Here is a 14,663-nt window from a genome sequence, read left to right on the forward strand (position 1 = left end):
GCGGTCAACACGTTCGCCAGACGCTCAGGCAGCGTGCCATAAACCGGAAGGGGATGGCCTGCCCCTTGGTCTGGTCAACGGTGCCGACCAAATGCAGGTCGAGCTCCGGACAGTGGAAGAGCCACGTTCCGGTGGCTCCCGAGTGACCGACGAGCGTGGCCGGGCCGCGCCGCGGCGCCATGAGCCGACCGACCGTGAAGAACATGGTGCCCAGTCCGTACCGGAGGACGGGGATGTTGCGCAGCCGGTTGCGCCGCTCGGTGAGCAGTTCCAGTGAGCGGGCGTCACTGAAGAGCTTGCCGTCAAGCAGCGCTCGCTGGAAGGTGAGGAGATCGCCGGTAGTGCTGAACAGATCGTTGCAGGATTCGATCATCGAGGTCAGTTCCACGCGGCGCCGTTTCGCGTAGAGGGACGACGGCATTGCGGTCGCCGGATCCGGCGGGCAATGTCCCGGAAGCCAGGTGTGCGTCAGGCCGAGGGGGCCGATGATCCGTTCGGTCAGCAGTTCGGCGAACGACCGATCGGTCACCGTCTCCACGATGCGGATGAGAAGCTGAAATCCGGTGTCGGAGTAGCGGGCCTTCTGCCGAGCGGCGTTGAGGTCCTGCGGCTCGAAGTGCGGGCGCTGCTGCTCGCGCGTGGTCCGCATTGTGTCGTCGAAGGTCCAGGCCAGATCCTGACCGGCGGCAAGCCGCTCATACAAGCTCAGGCCTGCACGACGCTTCTCGAAGTGGTCGGGCAACCCGGACGTGTGACTCGCGAGGTGACGCACCGTAATCTCGGACGTCCGGTCGATTCCCCGAAGGACATGGAGTCCTGCGATCGTCTCCGCTGGTAGATAGCGGTCGATCGCCACGGCCAAGTCGAGCTCGCCGCGCTCGTATGCCTGCAGCACCAGCGCGATGATGAAACGCTTGGTGACACTCGCGATGAAGAACGGGGTATCGGGACGCAGCGGGTGATCGTCGGCAGCGGCAGGGCCAGAGGCAGCGGACCAGCGCCGCTTCCCGTCGCCGCTGCTGAGGGCGAGGTTGACATGGTGTATACCGCGTCGCGCGACGAGGTTCTCCAGCAGGCCTGTCAGCCGCGCGTCGACGTCGGCGGGCACGTGATTGTCAGGAGCCGGGGTCGTGGCAAGCGGCAATGTCACGTGAATGCTCCCTGTCCCCATCTCCCCGAGCCGATCACTGACATGTCTACTAGATATGTCTATGAGAGGCAACGGCTTAGACTCGGCCAATGGCCCATGTGATCCTCGGTCTGCTCCTGATCGCCCAGCAGAGCTTCTACGACCTCATCAAAGGATTCGAGGCCGGCGTCGCACACTTCTACAGCGCCAGCTCGGGCAGCATCAAGCGGGCGCTGGACACCCTGCTCGCACGAGGGCTCATCGAGGTCGCCAGCATCGAAGCCGGGGGCCGGGGGCGGAAGGTGTACCGCGTCACCGACGCTGGTCGCCAGGCGTTCCACACATGGATGACAGAGGAGCTGACTGGGTCCAGTCTGGAAACCGCTGCGCTGTCCAGGCTCTACTTCCTCGGCCTCCTGGAGCCAGTCGAACGCGTACCGGTGCTGCGCCGAATCACGGCGCGCATCGAGGTCGACCTCGCCGGACTCTCGACCCTTGACAAGCACCTCAACAACCTGGACATCTCCGCGGAGCACCGCGACCTCGCCACCCATCAGCGCGCAACGCTCGACTACGGCATCGCGGCGCACCGCTTCACGCTCAACTGGTTCCGCGATTACGTCGACCGGTACGAGCCGCCGAGCCAGAGGTAGCCCGGGGGGCGGCGATTGCACGAACGCGAGCCGCATAACCTAACGTCATGCGGGGACGATTCGGTGCGCTCAGGCGGTGGTACGCGCAGCGCCGGCCGTTCGTTCGCCGCACGCTCGTCGCTCTGGTGGTTGGTGCGGTGCTGCTGACCGGCGGCACGTTGGCCAGCGTGCGGTGGATCCGCGACGCCGCGGACGGCCACATCTACAGCGAGGCTTCCGTGCCGGATGCGCCGGTCGCCCTGGTGCTCGGGACCAAGGTGGACGCGGACGGCAGCCCGTCGCCGTTCCTCGCCGCCCGGCTGGAGATCGCGCGACGGCTGTTCGTGGGCGGCAAGGTGCGGGCGATCCTGGTGTCCGGTGACAACATGAACGCGGACTACAACGAGCCCGCCGCGATGCTGGGCTGGCTGGTCGACCGGGGCGTACCGGCGCGCAAGGTGGTGCTCGATTACGCCGGTTTCGACACGTACGACTCGTGTGCGCGGGCCGAGCGCATCTTCGGGGTGCGGCGCGCGACGGTGGTGACCCAGTCCTTCCACCTCCCCCGCGCCGTGGCACTGTGCAGAGGTCTCGGCATCGATGCCACCGGGGTGGGTGACGAGACCGCGAAGCGCTACGCCCAGACGTGGCGGATCAGCTCCTCCCGCGAGAACGGCGCCTGCCTGAAGGCCGCGCTGGACCTGCTCTCCGGTCGGGACCCGGCGCACCTCGGCCGCCGGGAGACGGGCGTCGACGACGCCCTCCGCGCGGCCTGACGACGGTCAGGACGCTGCCGCTCGCCGTGGTGGCGCGGCACTGTCGCGCACGATGAGCTCGGTGGCCAGCTCGACCCGAGGGCTTTCGGTCTTCTCGCCGCCGGCGAGGCGCAACACGGTCCGTGCGGCCAACATGCCCATCTCGGCCAGGGGTTGTCGGACGGTGGTCAGCGGCGGGGAGCACCACCGGACCTCCGGCAGGTCGTCGAAGCCGACCACGCTGATGTCGTCGGGCACCCGTAGGCCGCGTTTACGGACCGCCTCGTAGACGCCGAGCGCCATCTGGTCGCTGGAGGCGAAGATGGCGGTGGGCGGGTCGGGCAGGCCCAGCAGTTGCAGACCCGCGCTGAAACCGGCCTCGTGATAGAAGTTGCCGGGGCGGATGAGGGTGTCGTCGACGGGGATGTCGGCAGCGCCGAGGGCAGCCCGGTAGCCGTCCATCCGGGCCCGGCTGCACATCAGGTGCGGTGGGCCGGCGATGAAGCCGATGCGGCGGTGGCCGAGGCTGATCAGGTACTGGTTGGCGCTCAGGCTGCCCGCCCAGTTGGTGGCGCCGATGGTGGGTGATTCCTGCGGGTCGACGCCGGCAGGGTCGATGATGACCACCGGCAGGTGGAGCCGGCGCAGCTCGGCCTGCAACGGCGGGTTCACCATCGAGGTCACGAAGATGACGCCCTCTGTGGAGCGCGTACGCATGTTGTCGAGCCACTGTTTGGCCGAGGAGATGCGCCAGTGGATGGCCGATACGACGGTGCCGACGCCGCTGGTCTGTCCGACGTCCTCCACCCCGCGGATGATCTCCACGGCCCAGGGGCTGTCCAGGTCGTTGAAGACCAGGTCGATGAGGGCGGCGTCGGTGCGCCGGGCCGGTGACCGCCGGCGGTAGCCGTGCCGGTTGAGCAGGGCCTCGACGCGTTCCCGGGTGTCGGGCGCGACGTCGGAGCGGCCATTGATGACCCGGGAAACCGTGGGCACGGAGACACCGGCCAGCCGCGCGATCATGGCGATGGTGACGTTTCGGCCGTTCTCGGCGCCCACGGTCCCCCCTTCGTCCTGCTGGAAGCTTCGGGCCTGCACGCCGGTAGAGCCGGCAGGGCGCCAACGTGGATCTCCGGAACTTTCAATGCGTAGCCGGTAATACCGATCGATGGCCGGCACGCTACGAGCTGCCGCCGCCACGGTCAATACCTCTGTCCTATTGCGAAAGGACCGGCTAGCGTAGGCAGCGCTTCCAGTGATCCTGGACCGCGATTTTCCGGAAATTCCAGTACGCCGCACAGAGGAGCCCTCGTGTCGACCGACATCGCTAACGTGGCGACCGCTGCCCGGTCGATCCGCAATCCCGTCCTCGCCGGGTTCCACCCGGATCCGTCGATCCTGCGCGTCGGCGACGACTACTACCTGGCCACCTCGACCTTCGAGTGGTACCCGGGGGTGCGCGTACACCACTCGCGAGATCTCGTGGACTGGCGCGCCCTGGGCGGGATCATCACCGACCGCCGCCTGCTCGACCTGCGCGGCTGCGGCGATTCCAACGGGGTGTGGGCACCCGACCTGACCTACCACGACGGTCAGTTCCACCTCGTCTACAGCGACGTGGCCAGCTTCGCCAGCGGCTACTGGGACCCCCAGAACTTCCTGGTCACCGCCGAGGACATCGCCGGCCCCTGGTCGGATCCGGTGAAACTGCACGGGCGCGGGTTCGATGCCGCCCTGTTCCACGACGACGACGGCACGAGTTGGCTGCTGAGCATGAGCGCCGACTGGCGACCCGGCCGGGACCGCTTCGGCGGCATCGAGATCCAGCAGTACGACCGGGCCGCGCGCCGCCTGGTCGGCCGGCCCCGCATCCTGTTCACCGGTACGCCGGTCGGGGTCACCGAGGGCCCGCACCTGTACCGCCACGACGGCTGGTACTGGCTGATCACCGCCGAGGGCGGCACCAGTTGGGAGCACCAGGTCACCGTGGCGCGGTCCCGGGAGCTCTTCGGGCCGTACGAGGTGGACCCGGACGGGCCGCTGCTCAGCTCCGTCGGCCGGCCCGACCTGCGCTTGCAGAAGGCCGGCCACGGCAGCCTGGTTCGTACCCCGGACGGCGAGTGGTACCTGGCCCACCTGGTGGGCCGCCCCTACTCCCCGCTGGGCAGTTGCGTGCTGGGCCGGGAAACCGCGATCCAGCGGGTCGAGTGGCCGTCGGACGGCTGGCCCCGGATCGCCGGAGGGGTGCCAGCAGACGAGGTGGTCGCACCCGCCCTGCCCGCGCACCCGTGGCCGGCGGAGCCCGCCACCGACGACTTCGACGCCGCCGAGCTGGGTCTGTGTTGGTCGACGCTGCGCCGGCCGGCCACCCCGGACTGGATCGACCTGCGGTCCCGTCCATCGCACCTGCGCGTCCACGGCGGGCAGTCACCGGTCGGTCGACAGGCCCCCAGCCTGGTCGCGCGGCGCGTCGGCGCGACGCACTGCTCGCTGGAGACCGTGGTGGAGTTCGACCCGGTCGACCACCGTCAGCTCGCCGGGATCACCGCCTACTACAACACCCTCAACTGGCACCACCTCTACCTGACCCGCGCCGACGACGGGCGGACGGTGCTGGAGCTGCTCAGCTCCGACAACGGGCGGCGCACCCCGTACCCCGATCTGAGCGTGGACGTCAGCGGGGTCACACGGGTTGGTCTGCGGGCCGTGTTCGACGGGCCGGTGGTGCGCTTCGAGTACGACCTCGGCGCCGGTTGGCAGCGGCTACCGGTCGACCTGGACGCGACCATCCTGTCCGACGAACACGCCGCGCTGATCATCGATGGCGAACCGGCGGCCTGGGGCTTCACCGGGGCGTTCGTCGGCCTGTGGGTGCAGGATCTCGGCGGCGACGGCGTGTACGCCGACTTCGACCAGGCCACCTACCGGGAGCACTGACCACGCGGACGGCACCCGGGCCGGGTGCCGTCCGCGGTCCCGCGGTGCTACTTGACCTGGGCGGCGACGGCGCGCAACTGGCCGAGGGTGGTGCGGAAACCGTGGCCGGACGCGGCCGGGTCCTCGGCGAGCAGGCCACTGACGGCCATCGCCTGCGAACGCGTCGCCGCGACCGCGTCGTCGCCGGATCCGGTCACGTCGAACACGCCGAAGTCGCCACTGAGCGTCCGGAACACCGGGGCCACCGGGTCCTGGGAGAGGTAGAGCACCACGACCTGGCCCGTCTCGAGCTTGGACATGTGCGCCACTTCCGGCGCACCGGCGGGCAGCAGCGGGGCGAGCGTGATCCGCGCCCCGGCCCGCACGGGCGATCCGGTCGCCGCGTGCAGCACCTCGTCGACCCGGAGCCCGGCCGCCTCGACCTCTCCGCGTACGACCAGGTCCGCGGTTTCGCTGAGCTGCTGCACAGTGCCGTACCCGCGCAGCTTGCCCTTGATCGGCGGGGGCGCGACGGCGGTCGGCGTGGCGGCGGTCGGCGTGGCGGCGGTCGGCGTGGCGGCGCTGCTCGTGGTGGGTGCGGCGACCGGGTCGGCGGCGCCACCGCTGCCGCAGGCGGACAACGCCGCCGCGGCGAGCACGGCGGCGGCCGTGGCCCACAGAGGCCGGGTACGGCGGAGGTCGACTGCCATGGAACGCTCCTTGCGTCTCGGTGCCGCCCCGGGTCGTCGCGCCCGGAACGTGGCACTGCTTACGCCATCTATCTGTGCGGTCCGGGCACCGAGTTCCATCTTTTTTTTCCGGGCTTCAGCCCCGCTCCCGCGCGACCTGACGAAGCTCCGGCAGGGTGGTCACGAACGCACGACCCGCCAAGGTGGCGTCCTCGGTGCGCAGCCCGGTCACCGACCTGATCGGCGACCGGCTGGTGGCCCTGTCCCCGGCGACGTCGAAGATCCCGAAGTCACCGCTGAGCGGGGCGTAGCCGCGCACCTCCGGGTCACTGAGAGCCAGGTAGAGGACGGTCGGCTGGCCGGGCCTCCCGGCCGACTCCGCCAGCAGTGTGATCTCGGTGGACAGCGGGGCGTCCGGCGCGCGGTAGAGCACCTCGGCCACCCGGTAGACGGCCCGCCCATCGGCCACCGACACCACCTCCCCGCGGACCACCAGGTCGGCCGTGTCGGTGAGTTGGCGCACCGTGCCGTACGCACGGATCTTGCCGACCGCGTCCGGCGGCGCGGACCGCGCGGCCGGGCTGCTCGCATCGGGTGACGGAAGCGCGGTCGGACTGCTCGCGGCGGGTGACGGAAGCGCGGCCGACGGTTCGTCGCCGGACGTCGTGGCGAGCCCGGCACCGACCCCAACCACGACCAGGACCAGCGCCGCCGCCGCGAGTGCGGGCCGCAGAGGAGCGCGGGCTGGTTTTCGGGTACGCGTCTCCTGCGCGATCGCCGCCAGCAGGCGGCTCCGGTGCAGCTCGTGCCGGCCCGCCGGCAGGTTGTGGTCACCGGGATGCGGGGCGAGGTCCGACCACTCGGCCGGGTCCGGCGTGCTCACTGGCTGCCCTCCCGCACGAGCGAGGCGTCCACGACCGGCGGCCGCGAGGCGCGCGGCGGGGCGTCGACGAGGGTACGGAGCCGGGCGCGGGCACGCGACAGCCGGGACCGGACCGTGCCGACCGGAACGCCCAGCGCCTCGGCTGCGGACTCGTAGTCCAGGCCCTCCCACAGGCACAGGGTCAGCACCTCGCGCTCGGGCCGGCGCAGCCGGGTCAACGCGTCGATCGCGGCGGCGATGCGTCGGCTGTCGTCAAGCCGCCCGGCGACCTCGTCGGCATGATCGGGCAGGGTGACGTCGGCGGCGAGCAGCGCGGCGGCCACCCTGCGGTACCGGCGGTTGCTGCGGGTGTGGTTGCGGGCCTCGTTGGTGGCGATGCCGAGCAGCCAGGGCCGCAGCGACCCGCCCTCCTCGCTGACCCGCTCCCGGGAGCGCCAGGCCTGCAGGTAGGTGGCGGCCATGACGTCCTCGGCCGCGGCCCAGTCGGCGGTCAGCCGGAACGCGTGGTTGTACACCGAACGCGCGTAATGGTCGAAGAGCTCGGCGAACGCGCCGGGATCACCGGCTCGCACCCGGGCACGCAGACTCGACTCCATGACCATTCTCTGTCCGTCGGGCGGCGCTGGTTCCGCTGGACCGGCCCGCTGATTCGTTGCCGCCCGACGATAGCCACCCTTCCGCACGCCTCGCCAACGACGAGGTGAACAGGCTTCGTCACGCCTCGCGGTCACCGTTTGACGACATATCGACGTACTGGTATTTGTTAATACAGTTTCCTGATGCTCGCGGTGCCCGCCGGGGCTGAACCGCCGCGCCGGGCCACCGACCGGCCGGCGGCATGCCGCCCCTTCCCCGAGGAACACCATGGTTCACAAGAGAACAGCCGCCTACGTAGTGGGCACCCTGCTGATCGGCGTGGCCGCTGTCGGCTACGGCCTGCCGTCGGCGAGCGCCGCGACAGCCGGTCCGATCACCGGCCTCGGCGGCAAGTGTATCGACGTCGCTGGCGCCAACCCGGCCAACGGCACGCCGGTCCTGCTCTACGACTGCAACGGCAGCGCTGCCCAGACGTGGACGGTCGGTAACACCGACGCCTCGATCCGCGCGCTCGGCAAGTGCCTCGACGTCACTGCCGCGTCGACCACCAACGGGGCAAAGGTGCAGCTGTACGACTGCAACAACACCGCCGCGCAGAAGTGGACCGCCAGCAACGGCGCGCTCGTCAACACCGGCTCCGGCAAGTGTCTCGACGTCACCGACCGGAGCACCGCGAACGGCGCCCGGTTGCAGATCTGGACCTGCGGGGGCACCACCAACCAGCGGTGGACGCTGCCCGGCGGTGGCACCCCCACCCCCACGCCGACCACTCCGACCGGGACCAACCTCGACGACCCGGCGAAGAAGGACGTCGCCATGCAGCTCGTCTCGGCTGCGGAGAACTCGTCGCTCGACTGGCGCGCGCAGTTCTCCTACATCGAGGACATCGGCGACGGTCGGGGCTACACCGCCGGCATCATCGGTTTCTGCTCCGGCACGGGTGACATGCTCGAACTGGTCGAGGCGTACACGCAGAGCAAGCCGGGCAACGTGCTGGCCGCGTACCTGCCGGCGCTGCGGGCCGTCAACGGCACCCCCTCGCACGCGGGCCTCGACCCCAACTTCCCCCGCGACTGGCGGACCGCGGCCAACGACTCGGCGTTCCGGGCCGCGCAGGAGTCCGAGCGGGACCGGGTCTACTTCAACCCATCGGTACGCGACGGCAAGAACGACCAGGTCCGGGCGCTCGGCCAGTTCGCCTACTACGACGCGGCGGTCATGCACGGCTACGAGGGGATGCGCCAGATCCGCAACCGCGCCCTCGCTCGAGCGAAGCCCCCAGCGCAGGGTGGCGACGAGCGGACCTGGCTCAACGCCTTCCTCGACGAGCGGGTCATCGAGATGAAGAAGGAGGCGGCCCACTCGGACACCTCCCGCGTCGACACGGCCCAGCGGGTGTTCCTCAACAACGGCAACTTCAACCTGAACACCCCGCTGGCGTTCGCCGTCTACGGTCAACAGTTCCGCATCGGCTAGTCCGAAACCCGCAGACGCTCAGGGCGCCGCCTCGCGGCGCCCTGAGCTGTGCGCGGGGCCGGGAGCAGCCTTGCCTTGACGCTGACGACAAGGTTTAGCCTGGTCGCGACAGGCTGGTCGAGGAGGTCTGATGCTGATCGGCGAGCTGGCGGAACGGGCCGGCACGAGCACCCGAACGCTGCGCTACTACGAAGCCCGCGGGTTGGTACACCCACAGCGCTCGGCGAACGGCTACCGCGTCTACGACGAGGCGGAGCTGCGGGTCGTCCGGGAGATCCGGGCGCTGCTCGACGTCGGCTTCGGCCTCGACGACGTCCGCCCGTTCGTCGCCTGCATGCGAGCGGGCAATGCGTCCGGTGACGTCTGTCCGGATTCCGTGCTGGTGCTGCGACGCAAGCTCGCCGAGGTCGACGACTACCTCGATCGGCTCGGAGCGGTCCGTCAGCAGTTGCACACCCAGCTCACCCACGCCATCGCGCACCGGGAGGAAACATGCCCCAGGAAACGAGCGTCAGCTCCCTGATCACCGTCACCGACGACACGTTCGCCGAGCTGGTGCTGGCCAGCGACCGGCCCGTCGTGGTCGATTTCTGGGCGGAGTGGTGCCCGCCGTGCAAGATGATCGAGAAGAGCCTCGTCGAGCTGGCACAGGAGTTCGGCGACCGGATGGTCATCGCCAAGCTCAACTCCGACGACAATCCGCAGGCCACGCGGCGCTACCGAGTCATGTCCCTGCCGACGCTGCTGGTGTTCCGTGGGGGCGAGGTCGTCGGCTCGGTCGTCGGGTCCAGGCCCAAGCTCCACCTGCGGCAGAGCCTGACCATGCACGCCGGCCTGTGACCGTCGAGGCGTACACGAGCACCAAGCCGGGCAACGTGCTGGCCGCGTACCTGCCGGCGCTGCGCGTGCCGTCAACCGCACCGCCTCGCACGCGGGCCTCGACCCCACCTTCCCCCGCCCCGCCGGGCCGGGGGCGTTCTGCCGATCTTGGTGGCAGGCTACCCGGGTAGGGTGCTCGCCATGATCGAGGCCATCGAATGCCGTTGACGAATCCGTGGCTGTCCGGGCCCACGCCGACGAAGCGGCTCGATCGTGAACGACTTGACGAGCGCATTCTCAACCTACTGTCGTCGCAGAACATGTGCGTGCTCGCGACCACGGGTCCGGACGGGCCGCTGGCCACACCGGTGCGGTACTACCCGCTCGGCTTCGCGGTGCTCTTCACCGCCGCGCCACGCTCGCCGAAGATGCGCAACATCGCCGCCGACGCACGAGTGTCCGTCGGCATCTTCGCGCCGCTGGTCGGGCTGGCCAGCAGCCGCGGCGCCCAACTGTTCGGAACGGCCAGGGTGCTTGACCCGCAGCAGCCGGACCACGCGCACTACTGGGCGGCGTTCCGCTGGGAGAACGAGCACGCCGAGCGGGGACGACTGCTGTCCGAGCCGCCCGAGGACACCCTCGTGGTCATCGAAGCGGAGCGGATTGTCTACACCGAGCATTGGCTGCGACGTGAGGGCTTCGCGCCACGCCAGTTCTGGCGTCGCTGAAGATACCTGTCGGCCGAACTTCCTGTCGTACACCTGTTCTAATCTCGGGTCATGGTTGAGGAGTTGGCGCAGGCAGACGACGCCGTCGCCGCCTGCGTCAATGCCGCCGCCTGGGCCCTGGCCGAGCACGAGCTGATCGCCGCGCTCGACGCCGCGCACCGCCTGGAGCAACGCCTCGCCGCCGTAAAACTCGCCCTGATCCGCGAGCTCGACGCCCGCGGCACCGCCCGCGCACAGGGCGCCTCCAGCACTGCGGTCTGGCTGCGCGACCGGCTCCGCCTCACCGTCCCCACCGCCCGCCGGCTCGTCGACCTCGCCGCCGCGCTCGACATTGGCAACCCAGGGGTACGACACGCACTGGCCAGCGCCGACATCACTCTCGACCAGGCTCGGGTCATCGCCGACACCGTCACCACCGTGCACATGTCGGCCGGCGCGGAGGCCGCCGACAAAGCCATCGGTGTGCTGGTCGACTGGGCCGGGCAGTTCGACCCCGCCCTCCTGCGCAAACTCAGCACCCGCATCCTCGACCACGTCGCCCCCGACATCGCCGACGCCGCCGCTGCGGCAGCACTGGACGCCGAAGCCCTGCGGGCTGCCCGCGACCGGCACCTCACCCTGTCCGAGCAGACCGGTGGTCGTTTGCGGCTCAGCGGCACCCTCGACGCGGAGACCGCCGGCCTGTTGCGTGCCGCCATCGACCCGCTGACCGCGCCAAGCGGTCCAGACGATCAGCGTTCCCCGGGGCAACGCCGCCATGATGCCCTCAGCGACGTGTTCCGACTCGCGCTGCGCACCAGCGAGCTACCCGAACACGGCGGCGGCCCCGCCCAGATCGTCGTCACCACCAGCTACGACAGCCTCGCCCGGCAACTGCAGAGCGGCAGCCTGGACACCGGCCTCCCACTCGGCGCGGGCACCCTCGACACCGGTCTTCAACTCACCCCGGAAACCGTGCGCCGCCTCGCCTGCGACGCCACCATCCTGCCCGCCGTCCTCGCCGGAACTGGCCAACCACTCGACGTGGGCCGACAACGACGGCTCATCACCGGCCCGCTACGGCGCGCCCTGGTCCTGCGCGACCGCGGCTGCGCCTTCCCCGGCTGCGACCGCCCACCCCGCTGGTGCGACGCCCACCACATCCACCACTGGGCCGAAGGCGGTCCAACGTGTCTGGCGAACGCCGTCCTGCTCTGCGGCCACCACCACCGACACCTCCACCACAGCGACTGGACCGTCCAGCTAGGCGGCAACGGCCACCCGGAATTCATCCCACCCGCCTGGCTCGACCCCGAACAACTCCCCCGCCGCAACCACTACCACCGACGCAGATAGACACACCAGCGAGGCGATCACCTTTGTCGGGCCGACGAGCCGCCCCGTGGATCGTCCGGGGCAGCGCCGACACCCAACCGAATGCCATAGTGCCGCGATGAAGGCGGACCTGCGCAGTTACTTGACGGGCGGCCGCGACGCGCTGCTGTGGAAGCTCGACGGGCTCAGCGAGTACGACATTCGGCGTCCGTTGACCCGGACCGCGACCAATTTGCTCGGTCTGGTGAAGCACTCGGCGGCCATGGAGATCCTCTACTTCGGCGTCGTGTTCGGCCGACCGTTCGAGCAGGAGCTGCCGTATGTCGGCGACGGGGCGGAGACCAATGCCGACATGTGGGCGACCGCGGAGGAAACCCGCGAGGAGATCGTCGCGCTGTACCGTCGCGCGATCGCCCACGCCGACACCACCATTGAAGCCCTGGCGCTGGACGACGTCGGCCGCGTGCCGTGGTGGGGCGATGCGGCGGTCACGTTGCACCACGTCCTGGTCCACGTCATCGCGGAGACACAACGGCATGCCGGCCACGCTGACATCGTGCGCGAACTCATCGACGGCGCGGCCGGGCTGCTGCCCAGGAACGACAACCTGCCCCCCGCTGATGAGCCTTGGTGGCTGGACTACCGCCAGCGAGTGGAACAGGCGGCCCTCGACGCCAGCAAACGCAGCAGCTAGGTCTTCCGTCGATCATGGAAGCCATCTGACGGATGCGGCATTCCGGCGCGGTGACTTGACCTCAAGCTCGGGTGAGGTCCTAGCCTCCGGTATCGGAGGTACGGCATGAGCATGGAAGTTACCGCGTGGATGTCTCTGCACCACGCGATGAACGCGCAGGACGAGCGACCACTGTCACGGGCCACCTTGAGGCGCATCGCGCAGTTCGCGCGACCACACCGGACGTTGCTCATCAGGTTCCTTCTGCTGAGCGTGGTGACCGCGGTTCTCACGGTTGCGGCGCCCGTACTCGCGGGTCGGGTGGTCGATGCGATCGTCGACGGCGCCGCCAGCGGCGTCGTGATCCGGTTGGCGGTGCTGATCGCCCTGATCGCCCTTGCCGAGGCCGGCCTGGGTCTGGTGACGCGGTTCCTCTCCGCGAGCATCGGTGAGGGGCTGATCGTCCAGCTGCGGACGGCGGTCTTCGACCACGTTCAGCGGATGCCGGTGGCGTTCTTCACCCGGACCCGCACGGGTGCGCTGGTCAGCCGCCTGAACAACGACGTGATCGGCGCACAGCGGGCCTTCAGCGACACCCTGTCGAGTGTGGTGGGCAACGCGGTCACGTTGATCCTGACGTTGGCCGTGATGCTCACCTTCTCCTGGCAGATCACGCTGCTGGCGCTCGTCCTGCTGCCCATCTTCGTCCTCCCGGCCCGGCGGATGGGTTCGAAGCTCGCCCGGTTGCAGCGTGAGGCGGCCGAGCACAACGCGGCCATGAGCACCCGGATGACAGAGCGCTTCTCCGCACCCGGCGCGACCCTGGTCAAGCTGTACGGGCGTCCGGCCGAGGAGTCCGCCGAGTTCGCGGCGCGGGCACGACGGGTACGCGACATCGGCATCCGAGCCGCGATGCTCCAGTGGGTCTTCATCACCGCGCTCACCGTGGTCGGCTCACTGGCGCTGGCCCTGGTCTACGGGTTGGGCGGTATCTACGCCCTACGGGGCAGCCTCGACGCCGGGACCGTGGTCGCCCTCGCGCTGCTCCTGTCGCGGCTCTACGCGCCGCTGACATCGCTGGCCAGCGCCCGGGTCGAGGTGATGAGCGCGTTGGTGAGTTTCGAGCGGGTGTTCGAGGTCCTCGACCTCAAGCCGCTGATCCTCGACAGGTCCAACGCCCGCCCGCTTCCCGAGGGGCCGGTCGCGGTCGAGTTCGACGGGATACGGTTCGGCTACCCGTCGGCGGACAAGGTGTCGCTCGCGTCTCTCGAGGATGTGGCGAAGCTCGATACGCGCGGCGGCGATGAGGTGCTGCACGGCGTGTCGTTCCGCGCCGAAGCGGGGCAGATGGTCGCCCTCGTCGGCTCGTCCGGGGCGGGCAAGTCGACGATCGCGCAGCTCGTGCCACGCCTGTACGACGTCGAGGACGGCGCGGTGAAGCTCGCAGACATCGACGTACGCGATCTGTCGGCCGAGTCGATCCGGACCGCGCTGGGCGTGGTGACCCAGGACGGGCACCTCTTCCACGAGAGCGTCCGCGCCAACCTGGCGTTCGCTCAGCCGGACGCGACCGAGGACGAGATGTGGGAGGTGCTCCGGCGGGCCCGGCTGGACGGCCTGATCCGCTCCCTGCCGGACGGACTCGACACTGTCGTCGGTGAACGCGGATACCGCCTGTCGGGCGGGGAACGGCAGCGGCTCACCATCGCGCGGCTGCTGCTGGCCCGTCCGCGCGTGGTCATCCTCGACGAGGCCACCGCGCATCTCGACTCCACCTCGGAGGCGGCGGTTCAGGAGGCCCTCGCCGAAGCCCTGACCGGTCGGACGAGCGTGGTCATCGCGCACCGGCTCTCCACGATCCGGGCGGCGGATCAGATCCTCGTCGTCGAGGACGGTCGCATCGTCGAACGCGGGCGACACGGCGACCTGCTCGCCGCGGGCGGCCGTTACCAGGAGCTGTACCGCACGCAGTTCGACCAGGAACAGCCGACGGTGCAGGAGCAACGAGTCGGCATCTGAGAGTCGTCTCGTACCCGATGTCGCCGCCCGTCC

15 protein-coding genes are annotated in these 14,663 nt (G+C 69.9%); 10 read left to right on the top strand and 5 right to left on the bottom strand.

Translation table 11 applies throughout. The features are described from left to right. Positions 1-4 precede the first annotated feature (4 nt). Positions 5-1,150, bottom strand: coding sequence for a serine hydrolase domain-containing protein (locus tag HNR20_RS02110; RefSeq protein WP_184175962.1), 1,146 nt, complete (start codon positions 1,148-1,150; stop codon positions 5-7). Positions 1,151-1,239: 89 nt separating this feature from the next. On the opposite strand from HNR20_RS02110, the gene HNR20_RS02115 reads away from it, so the two are divergent. Further along, positions 1,240-1,782, top strand: a complete 543-nt coding sequence (locus HNR20_RS02115; protein ID WP_184175964.1) for a PadR family transcriptional regulator — start codon at positions 1,240-1,242, stop codon at positions 1,780-1,782. 47 nt (positions 1,783-1,829) lie between these two features. Continuing rightward, the gene (locus HNR20_RS02120) at positions 1,830-2,537 is read left to right on the top strand and encodes a SanA/YdcF family protein (protein ID WP_184175966.1); all 708 of its coding nucleotides are present in this window, start codon (positions 1,830-1,832) and stop codon (positions 2,535-2,537) included. A 6-nt stretch (positions 2,538-2,543) separates the two neighbouring features. Here the strand turns inward: HNR20_RS02120 and HNR20_RS02125 are convergent, their stop codons facing one another. Beyond that, on the bottom strand, positions 2,544-3,575 hold the full coding sequence (locus HNR20_RS02125) for a LacI family DNA-binding transcriptional regulator (protein ID WP_184175968.1): 1,032 nt from the start codon (positions 3,573-3,575) through the stop codon (positions 2,544-2,546). A 252-nt stretch (positions 3,576-3,827) separates the two neighbouring features. On the opposite strand from HNR20_RS02125, the gene HNR20_RS02130 reads away from it, so the two are divergent. Further along, a complete protein-coding gene (locus HNR20_RS02130) occupies positions 3,828-5,453 on the top strand; it encodes a glycoside hydrolase family 43 protein (protein WP_184175970.1) in 1,626 nt (541 codons plus the stop codon). A 47-nt stretch (positions 5,454-5,500) separates the two neighbouring features. Here HNR20_RS02130 and HNR20_RS02135 read toward each other — a convergent pair whose 3' ends face one another. From HNR20_RS02135 to HNR20_RS02145, 3 genes are all read right to left on the bottom strand, one after another. Continuing rightward, on the bottom strand, positions 5,501-6,142 hold the full coding sequence (locus tag HNR20_RS02135) for a hypothetical protein (protein ID WP_184175972.1): 642 nt from the start codon (positions 6,140-6,142) through the stop codon (positions 5,501-5,503). Between the two features lie 115 nt (positions 6,143-6,257). Continuing rightward, positions 6,258-7,004 (bottom strand): hypothetical protein, encoded by a 747-nt coding sequence (locus tag HNR20_RS02140; protein ID WP_184175974.1) that lies wholly within the window; start codon positions 7,002-7,004, stop codon positions 6,258-6,260. Then, on the bottom strand, positions 7,001-7,600 hold the full coding sequence (locus tag HNR20_RS02145) for an RNA polymerase sigma factor (RefSeq protein ID WP_184175976.1): 600 nt from the start codon (positions 7,598-7,600) through the stop codon (positions 7,001-7,003). The genes HNR20_RS02140 and HNR20_RS02145 overlap by 4 nt, the downstream gene beginning before the upstream one ends. Positions 7,601-7,868: 268 nt before the next feature. Between HNR20_RS02145 and HNR20_RS32590 the strand changes: the two genes are divergently transcribed. The 7 genes from HNR20_RS32590 to HNR20_RS02180 all read left to right on the top strand — a co-directional run bounded on the left by HNR20_RS32590 (position 7,869) and on the right by HNR20_RS02180 (position 14,630). Then, positions 7,869-9,077: a chitosanase gene (locus HNR20_RS32590; protein ID WP_184175978.1), complete on the top strand. Its 1,209-nt coding sequence runs from the start codon at positions 7,869-7,871 to the stop codon at positions 9,075-9,077. A 130-nt stretch (positions 9,078-9,207) separates the two neighbouring features. Then, positions 9,208-9,600, top strand: coding sequence for a MerR family transcriptional regulator (locus tag HNR20_RS02155; RefSeq protein ID WP_184175980.1), 393 nt, complete (start codon positions 9,208-9,210; stop codon positions 9,598-9,600). After that, positions 9,570-9,917 carry a thioredoxin gene (gene trxA / locus HNR20_RS02160; RefSeq protein ID WP_308425511.1) on the top strand — a complete coding sequence of 116 codons (348 nt, stop codon included), beginning with the start codon at positions 9,570-9,572 and terminating at the stop codon, positions 9,915-9,917. The genes HNR20_RS02155 and trxA overlap by 31 nt, the downstream gene beginning before the upstream one ends. 197 nt (positions 9,918-10,114) lie before the next feature. Next, the gene (locus tag HNR20_RS02165; RefSeq protein ID WP_184175982.1) at positions 10,115-10,624 is read left to right on the top strand and encodes a pyridoxamine 5'-phosphate oxidase family protein; all 510 of its coding nucleotides are present in this window, start codon (positions 10,115-10,117) and stop codon (positions 10,622-10,624) included. 51 nt (positions 10,625-10,675) lie between these two features. Then, positions 10,676-11,959, top strand: a complete 1,284-nt coding sequence (locus HNR20_RS02170; RefSeq protein ID WP_184175984.1) for an HNH endonuclease signature motif containing protein — start codon at positions 10,676-10,678, stop codon at positions 11,957-11,959. Between the two features lie 97 nt (positions 11,960-12,056). Then, positions 12,057-12,632, top strand: a complete 576-nt coding sequence (locus HNR20_RS02175) for a DinB family protein (RefSeq protein WP_184175985.1) — start codon at positions 12,057-12,059, stop codon at positions 12,630-12,632. A gap of 105 nt (positions 12,633-12,737) precedes the next feature. Next, complete coding sequence (locus HNR20_RS02180) at positions 12,738-14,630, top strand: ABC transporter ATP-binding protein (protein ID WP_184175987.1); 1,893 nt, start codon at positions 12,738-12,740, stop codon at positions 14,628-14,630. The last annotated feature ends 33 nt before the right edge of the window (positions 14,631-14,663 follow it).

Source organism: Micromonospora parathelypteridis, from assembly GCF_014201145.1.
Lineage (GTDB): Bacteria > Actinomycetota > Actinomycetes > Mycobacteriales > Micromonosporaceae > Micromonospora > Micromonospora parathelypteridis.